Source organism: Geminocystis sp. M7585_C2015_104 (genome assembly GCA_015295805.1).
Lineage (GTDB): Bacteria > Cyanobacteriota > Cyanobacteriia > Cyanobacteriales > Cyanobacteriaceae > DVEF01.
In genome coordinates, this window is record DVEF01000093.1 from 70,978 (window position 1) to 78,706 (window position 7,729).

The following is a 7,729-nucleotide window of genomic DNA, read 5'->3' on the forward strand; positions in this document are numbered from 1 at the left end:
CATTAGCCGTGTCTTTATATAAGCCTTTTTTGGAATACGCCTTCAGTCTGATTCAAAAGAAACTGCCCACCTGGGATTATCCCATCCCGGAGGGTTTTAGAGAGAAAAAGACTGTCACGGGGAAGGGGAAAAAAGCACAAGAGGTTACCACCACCAGTTATGCCTTAGCCTCGGAGAAACTGCGGCAAATCCGAGCAGCCATGGTAGAAGGGGGAGATTCCCTACAGGTGCTCAATTTCGTGATTTTCCCCCATTTGCACTACGACTTGCCCTTTTTTGGGGCCGATTTGGTCACTCTGCCGGGTGGACACCTCATTGCCCTGGATATGCAGCCTCTTTTTCACACAAATGATTATCGTCGTAAATACAGTGAACCTCTTTTACCCCTCTTCCAGAAGTATCGGCAGCAGTTGGAGTGGGGGGGAGACATCCCCGAGGAAGCCAGACCTTTTTTTTCCCCTATTTTCCTCTGGACTAGACCTCAAAGGACTGAAATTGTAGAAACCATCGTCTTTTCCGCCTTTCAGGAGTATCTGCAGGCCTATATCCAATTCGTCCAGCAGGCGGAGAGAATTACTGACTCGCAAATGTTGGCCGCCATCCGTCTCGCCCAGTGGAAGTACGTACGTTATCGTGCAGAAAAGGATCCAGCAAGAGGGATGTTTACGAGATTGTACGGCCGGGATTGGACGGAGGAGTACATTTACGGGTTTCTCTTTGACTTGTTGAAATGCCCGGAAATGGCCCCTCTGGCAACCACCCCGGGCTTATAATTTTTCCGAAAGATACTTGGCGGTGGATTCTACTAGGGCGATGGTTTTTTCATAGGGCATCCTGGTGGGGCCAATTAGTGCTACACTACCCACTGGGGAGTTGTTTTGGCAGTAGTAGGCGGAGACAACACTACAGGAATGCATGGATTCTAGAGGATTTTCTGAGCCTATATGGACTTTAACCCGATCTATGCGGGAATCTTCCTGGAGATTAAAAATTAAGGGCAATAATTGCTCTTGTTCCTCTTCTAAGAAGTTTAGCAGCAGCTGCACCTGTTCTATTTGCGAGAATTCCGGCTGTTTGACTATTTGCGATACGCCCTGTAGCATAATAGGTGTATGAGAGGGAAGGCGATAGCTGGATTTGATTTTAGTGAGGAGATTATTGATGAAGGTGGCATAGTTGCGAAAGTCGGCATCCAGTTGGTTGCTATCCAGCTGGTGGATTTCTCGAAGGGATTTGCCTCTGAATTTATGGTTGAGGAAGTTGGAGAGGATTTCCAGTTGTCTGTCTAACATCTCTGGTGTTAATTTTTCCCGGATAGAGGCAATTAATTCCTGTGTTGACAATACAAACGACTCGGTTTGGTAACTATCTATCACCATCACCAACATAATTCTCTCATTGGCCACCCTTACCAGCTGCAGGTGTTGTATAATATTGCCCGTTACCTGGGGGAAGGTGATAAGTGCCATGCAACCGCTGATTTCCGACAGGATTTTGGTGATTTTCTGAAACAAAATCTCGTATTTACCGGCAAAGGGGAGGGTAATGGCATCTAGGAGGGAGTGGAGGGGAAAGGGGATGCGTTTTTCGCGGCTGTGGAGAATTTCGTCTACATACACCCTATACCCCGAATCGGAGGGAATTCTCCCCGCAGAGGTATGCGGTTGATAGAGAAAACCAGCCTTTTCTAGTTTTCCTAGGGCATTACGAATTGTAGCTGAACTGAGGGGAAAATCATACTCCCTCCTCAGAGTGTTTGAGCCCACTGGTTCTGCTGTGGCTATATAATGTTTCACCGTGGCTTTTAATACCTTACGATGACGCTCATTTAGCTCAATTCCTACCCTCATCTTGCTTTTTTGATATATATCTAACTCTCTCTTGTTAAAGGACTTTTATTAATACACCCATAAAACGAGTATAACTCCTATTTGCCTGTTCACTGGCACAAACCCATTAGGAGAAATCCCGTCTTGGGGAAAAGTAGAGTCAGTCTTCTACCACCCCAGACGAGTTGCCTTCAAACAAGAGCTCCCTCTTATCCTCATTATAACTTGCAATCCCAGGACAATAACTCCGACAAAGACAGTGGGCGAATGTACACAAGTTTTTTCGCTTTTTCCTTGATTTTCTCGGTATTATACCCCCAGAGAGCTAAATACAATTTCACCTCTTTTAAATCCGGCTGTTGGTGCACTAATTCCAATGTCTCTAGTCTATCTTCTAAAAAACAAACATCTGTTGCGTTTACTTTCTCCCGCTTAATAATTTCCCTTATACTCTCATATTTTGGGCGTTTTGCTTCCTTGCCTATTATGGCCGATTCTGGAATATTTATCCCTGCTTTTTCTATTATCTTTCTGGTAAAGTATCCCCCTTTTGTGGTTAGAATGTAAACCTTGTTACCCTGGTTGAGTAAGCTATTTATCTTCTCTAACACTGGCTGATAAATACTATGTAATTCTAGCCATCCATTTAAATCTTCCTCAATTTGTTGTCGTCTTACTTCATCTAATACCTGGGCTATTTTGTCTACAGTGACTCCTTCAAGACTGAGATATTTCACGATTTTATCCCTAATTGCTAACCAATTATCCAAAAGATTTTCAGGTTTTTCTCCCCAGGTCAATGCCCGCAAAAGTAGTGGCATTTCCCATCCAGTTTCTACCACGGGGCGTAAAAGGAAAAACTGAGTCTTTAGAGCATACCAGTCGCCAGAATAATCCCCCCATATTCTTTGATAAACTAACTTGCTGGAAAGGAAATACTCCTCCAAACCGTCACAAATCACGCCGTCGAAATCACTCACCAAAACTTTCATAATTCCAAACATATTTTTGATTACCTACTATCATGTTGGCAGAGAGATGAGTAAAAAAACAATGAACATCAAAATTATCTTTGAAAAAAATGTGACTCCAAAAAATTCCACTCTGCAAGTCAATGGAATTGTTAGCAATCCCAAGCCACCGGCAATAGGGTCCATTTATACGGTTTTATTTTCTTGTCCTAAGAATTATGATATAATCGGGAGGGTAAATGTTAATAATAACCTCGGAGACGTGATTGTGCTGGGTAAGAGGCATTGTAAGTAAGAGTTGGAAAAATAAAAATCATGACTATTACTGTTGAGATAAGCCGAAAAGAAATTGAGAAACTAGACTTATCGCCCGTGGTAAAACTGGTAGAGGGGAAAGAGGCAAAAAGTCTGGAACAACAAATATGCTTTAACATAAATTATCCTAGAGAAGCAACAGATCCCCGAGAATTGTCGGAAATACCAGAAATAAGACTGTGGTTTATCGCCCTAGATAGCCATTATCCATGGTTTCCCTTCTATCTCAACTGGAGAGAGGGAGAGTTAGCCAGATATGCTGCCATGTTGGTGCCTCACCAGTTCAGTCGCACAGAAGGAATACAGTATAACCCAGAAGCCCTAGACATTTGGATAATGCAAAAAATCTTCACCCTCCACCGGTGGTTAACTAGTCAGAATCTGAAAAGCCACTCTCGTCTCAAGGCAATGGCACAGATTTTTGGCTACGAGTTAGACGAAGATTTTTTCCGACTTTTACCCTACTAACAGAATAACCGGCAGTTACAACCGGGCAAACATCTGTCTTAAAACAAGGGCAGGATCAATGAGAATGCCATTATAGGCTAATTCCCAGTGTAAGTGGGGTCCTGTGGTCCTCCCAGATACACCAACCCTCCCGATCCTAGCACCAGTGGGCACGGTCTGACCCTCCCATAAAATAATACCTCCCTGGCGGTCCACTAACACTCTTCCCCTGGGGGTGTTTTCTACACTACCCATCAAATGACAATAGGTGTGAGTCCAACTGCCCGATTGGATTGTAATCATTGTACCACAGTTGGTATGGTCTGAGAGATGAATTACTGTGCCACCCCACCAACTACGAACGTAGCTGCCGAGGGGGGCAGCTATATCTAATCCCCGATGAAATTGGATTTCCCCTGTAAGAGGATGAATCCGATAGCCAAACCCGGAAGTATAACCCTGAAAACTCTCCACCGGAAAGGAGGCTTCCCGCCAGGAGGAAGAGGTTTTTATCGGGGTTGTCTGGGCGTTAGCTTCTTGTGTTTCTGATTGTAATTTGAAAAATACAGGGTAAAGAATAGCACCGGCAACTATCAAATATAAAACAGAACTAGACTTAAACCATCGTCGCCCCATTCTCCCCACACCAAGTCTTGACTTGCAAATCAACAGTTGATTTTAACCCACCCTTCCTACCAACACAAGCGGGAAAATAACAAGTTTTATGGTTCGTGCCCCGGCGAGATAGTATATCATTATGGAAGAGAGGAGAAAGCTAAAACCATGGGCATCAGTTTACAAAAAGGACAAAAAATTTCCCTGAAGAAAGAAGCCCCAAAACTCCAAGAATTGATGTGTGGCTTAGGTTGGGATGTGAGGAAAAAACGAGGCTTTTTTGAGAGTTTGTTTGCCAGTGACTTTGACCTAGATTCCTCCGTTTTATGCATTAATGAAAAGGGAAAACTGACTAGCAAAAATGATATTATATTCTTCGGAAACCTCCGCCATTACTCAGATGGCATTATCCACTTAGGAGATAACCTTACCGGTGAGGGGGAGGGAGACGATGAGGAAATCATTGTAAAATTGCCCCTAATTCCCCCCTCTATTCATAAACTATTATTTGTCATCAATATCTATAATGCCCCAGAAAGAGGTCAAGATTTTTCCCAGGTGGAAAATGCCTTTGTGCGGCTGGTAAACTTGAGTAACAATCAGGAAATTGCCCGTTACACCCTCTCTGGTGAAGGTTACAAGGGGAAAACGGGGATGATTATGGCGGAAATTAACCGCGTAGGCGATGATTGGGAAGTGGTGGCCCGGGGAGAGGGAATTGTAGTCAGCAACCTAGGAGATCTTGTTTCCCTCTATCTCTAGTACAATAGCCCAAGACTATCAATAACTGCTTTTTTCCTCCCTATAAGAAGATTGTAGAACCAGTTGGCCAATTGGTCCCGCATCATGTTAAACAAATCATTGGATTTACTCCAGCTATTCGGCAAGGATTCTGGCAAGTTGGTAGCCAAACGCTATCAGTTAATAAGTCAGATAGGGAAAGGGGCAATGGGGCAGGTTTACAAGGCAATAGACAAACAGGCTGGAGACACTGTGGTAGCCATCAAGTTTCTTTCCCAGGCGTTATTGGATGAGAAAATGATTTCCCGCTTTCAGACAGAGGCGAAAATCAGTGCCTTGTTAGGGGAACAAAGTAAGCATATTGTAAGGGTAAAGGATTATGGGATAGCCGAAAACCACCTGCCCTTTTATGTGATGGAATATCTAGAAGGGGAAAATTTAGATAGATTGTTGAAACGGAAAGCGCTTTCTTTGCGACAGTTTCTCTTTCTTACCCGTCAGATTTGTCTTGGCCTACAATGTGCCCACAATGGTATTTTGGTCAATGGCGAATTAGCTACTATTATTCACCGGGATATTAAGCCTAATAATATTTTTTTGGCTAAGGGGGCAGACGGGAGTGTTACTGTTAAAATTCTGGACTTTGGCATTGCCCAAATTCGTGATCCTCAACAGGGTGAAACACAACAACGCTTCATGGGTACTCCGGAATACTGTTCCCCCGAACAAATGGCTGAAGCTGAACTACAACCGACTTCGGATATATATAGCTTGGGGGTTCTGATGTATGAGATGTTGACTCAGGAGACACCCATACAGGCAGAAGGCAAGGGTTTTCAGGCTTGGTATAAGGCCCATCATGAATTTCCGCCTAAACCCCTCCCCAGTTATCTTTCCCTGCCATCGGAATTGAAGGATATAATCATGCGTTGTTTGGAAAAATCCCCCGAAAAGCGTCCTCAAAGTGTAAGTGAGATTCTAAAGGTCATAAATTCTGTAGAAAGACAGTATTTTAAGACTAGTAAAGACAAGACGACTGGCGGGGGCGATTCTACTTGTAAAACTACAACCGGGGGCAAAAATTTACCCCTGCAGACAATTTATTCTCAAACCAGTTGGCCAGCGGATAAGCCCCAGAAAAAAATCGTTTTCCCCTGCCTCAACGAAGCCCAAGAAGGCACATTTGCCAGTCTTTGGACTATGCTTGACAAAGAAGAGGCAGAGGCTTTTGTTCCCCAAAAAACCTTCTGCTTTAGCCATTTTCTCTTCCAGCTAAAACCTCATCCCATGATCCTTTGGGTAAATTTGCTTTATCGTCGCAGTCATGAACCTAAATGGCTGCCTTGTTATGTAGATTTAGAAACAGAAATAGGCTTTCAGATTTTGAATAATTTAATAGCCAAAAAAATTTACTACATCCTGTTGTTTGAACTAGGAAAACCGGAAAGATATAGACAGCTATTTACTGTACAACTAGGGGAGGATAAAATCAAAAAACTAATGGCCTTTTTAGACCAAGTATATGCCCTCCCCTCAGTATCGGGACAACCCCATTTAAGTAAAATCGCCCTCAAGAAACAGTTTGAGTCTGTGAAAAGTACAATAATAGCCGCCATAAGTAGAAGCACTGGTGGCAGACGGGCCGACTAGGGGACTAAAATTGGACTAGATGGACGGCACAGTGACAACGGTGAATCACATAACTGCTAACGCTGCCTAGTATCATCTCACTGACGGCAGAATGTCCTCTTCTCCCCATGACGATGAGATTAGCATTCCACTGTTGTGCCAGTTTACAGATTTCTGCCCCTGGATGTCCATAGGTTTGAGTAAATTCGGCGATAACCCCTTCCTTTTGCGCTTGTTTTACCCAGTATTCCAGCATTTCCAGGGACTCTTGTTTGTATTTCTCCCACTGGTGTTGTAATTCCTGGATTATCTCCATATCATAAGTGAAGGAATAAGGGGCAAAACTAAGGGGGGTTTCTGCTACCTCTTGGGAGATGACATGCAACAGGTTGAGTTGAGAATCACATTTTTTGGCCAGAAATAGGGCACTATCAAAGACCAATTGTGCCATGGGAGAGCGATCTAGGGCCACCAGGATTCTCTCATACATAGCCTATTACCCCCTTACCCTTATCCCTGTCCCCATTGTATCCCTTAAAAGTCATGGTATTCTAGGTTTTTTAATTATTTGAAATAAAGAGACTGCTTTTTGCTACCATGGGTTAGTAATTTTGTCCATACATAGGTAGAGACTACAGTTAGAATATGGGGTTGATTGTCCAGAAATACGGAGGTAGTTCAGTAGGCACAACAGAGAGGATCAAGTCGGTAAGTAGGAGGATATATAAGACGGTAGCGGCGGGGCATCAGGTGGTAGTGGTAGTTTCCGCCATGGGGAAGACTACTGACAGTTTAGTGCAATTAGCCCGGGAAGTGTCTTCCAACCCCAGTAAAAGGGAGATGGATATGTTACTGTCTACGGGGGAACAAATTTCCATTGCCTTGGTGAGTATGGCGTTACAGGAGTTAGGACAACCGGCCATTTCCCTTACTGGGGCTCAAGTGGGCATTATAACAGAGGCACAGTACGGCAAAGCAAGAATTTTGGAAATAAAGACAGAGAGAATTAGACGCCATTTGGACGAGGGGAAAGTGGTGGTAGTTGCAGGATTTCAGGGGGTGATGAGGGGGGAAGATTTGGAAATCACCACCCTGGGTAGAGGCGGTTCTGATACTTCCGCTGTAGCTATAGCAGTAGCACTAAAGGCGGACTGTTGTGAGATATATACGGACGTACCAGGG

At 43.9% G+C, this 7,729-nt stretch carries 9 protein-coding genes; 5 read left to right on the forward strand and 4 right to left on the reverse strand.

Annotation, left to right across the window (positions count from 1 at the left end):
- Nucleotides 1–8 precede the first annotated feature (8 nt).
- Nucleotides 9–773 carry a phycoerythrobilin:ferredoxin oxidoreductase gene (locus tag IGQ44_11470; GenBank protein HIK38594.1) on the forward strand — a complete coding sequence of 255 codons (765 nt, stop codon included), beginning with the start codon at nucleotides 9–11 and terminating at the stop codon, nucleotides 771–773.
- Here the strand turns inward: IGQ44_11470 and hrcA are convergent.
- Together hrcA and IGQ44_11480 are read right to left on the reverse strand one after the other, a co-directional pair.
- Nucleotides 768–1,850 carry a heat-inducible transcriptional repressor HrcA gene (gene hrcA / locus IGQ44_11475; GenBank protein HIK38595.1) on the reverse strand — a complete coding sequence of 361 codons (1,083 nt, stop codon included), beginning with the start codon at nucleotides 1,848–1,850 and terminating at the stop codon, nucleotides 768–770. The two genes, IGQ44_11470 and hrcA, sit on opposite strands and share 6 nt — an antisense overlap.
- 197 nt (nucleotides 1,851–2,047) lie before the next feature.
- Nucleotides 2,048–2,821, reverse strand: a complete 774-nt coding sequence (locus IGQ44_11480) for an HAD family hydrolase (protein ID HIK38596.1) — start codon at nucleotides 2,819–2,821, stop codon at nucleotides 2,048–2,050.
- 294 nt (nucleotides 2,822–3,115) lie between these two features.
- On the opposite strand from IGQ44_11480, the gene IGQ44_11485 reads away from it, so the two are divergent.
- Nucleotides 3,116–3,583 (forward strand): CRR6 family NdhI maturation factor, encoded by a 468-nt coding sequence (locus tag IGQ44_11485; protein HIK38597.1) that lies wholly within the window; start codon nucleotides 3,116–3,118, stop codon nucleotides 3,581–3,583.
- A gap of 15 nt (nucleotides 3,584–3,598) precedes the next feature.
- On the opposite strand, the gene IGQ44_11490 is transcribed toward IGQ44_11485, so the two are convergent.
- Entirely contained in the window at nucleotides 3,599–4,198 is a 600-nt protein-coding gene (locus IGQ44_11490) for a M23 family metallopeptidase (GenBank protein ID HIK38598.1), read from the reverse strand.
- Between the two features lie 147 nt (nucleotides 4,199–4,345).
- Between IGQ44_11490 and IGQ44_11495 the strand changes: the two genes are divergently transcribed.
- Both IGQ44_11495 and IGQ44_11500 read left to right on the forward strand, forming a co-directional pair.
- Nucleotides 4,346–4,939: a TerD family protein gene (locus IGQ44_11495; GenBank protein ID HIK38599.1), complete on the forward strand. Its 594-nt coding sequence runs from the start codon at nucleotides 4,346–4,348 to the stop codon at nucleotides 4,937–4,939.
- 84 nt (nucleotides 4,940–5,023) lie between these two features.
- Nucleotides 5,024–6,568, forward strand: a complete 1,545-nt coding sequence (locus tag IGQ44_11500; GenBank protein HIK38600.1) for a serine/threonine protein kinase — start codon at nucleotides 5,024–5,026, stop codon at nucleotides 6,566–6,568.
- A gap of 4 nt (nucleotides 6,569–6,572) precedes the next feature.
- On the opposite strand, the gene IGQ44_11505 is transcribed toward IGQ44_11500, so the two are convergent.
- Entirely contained in the window at nucleotides 6,573–7,037 is a 465-nt protein-coding gene (locus IGQ44_11505) for a universal stress protein (protein ID HIK38601.1), read from the reverse strand.
- 155 nt (nucleotides 7,038–7,192) lie between these two features.
- Here IGQ44_11505 and IGQ44_11510 point away from each other — a divergent pair.
- Nucleotides 7,193–7,729: aspartate kinase (locus IGQ44_11510; GenBank protein ID HIK38602.1), on the forward strand; the 537-nt coding region annotated here is incomplete at its 3' end.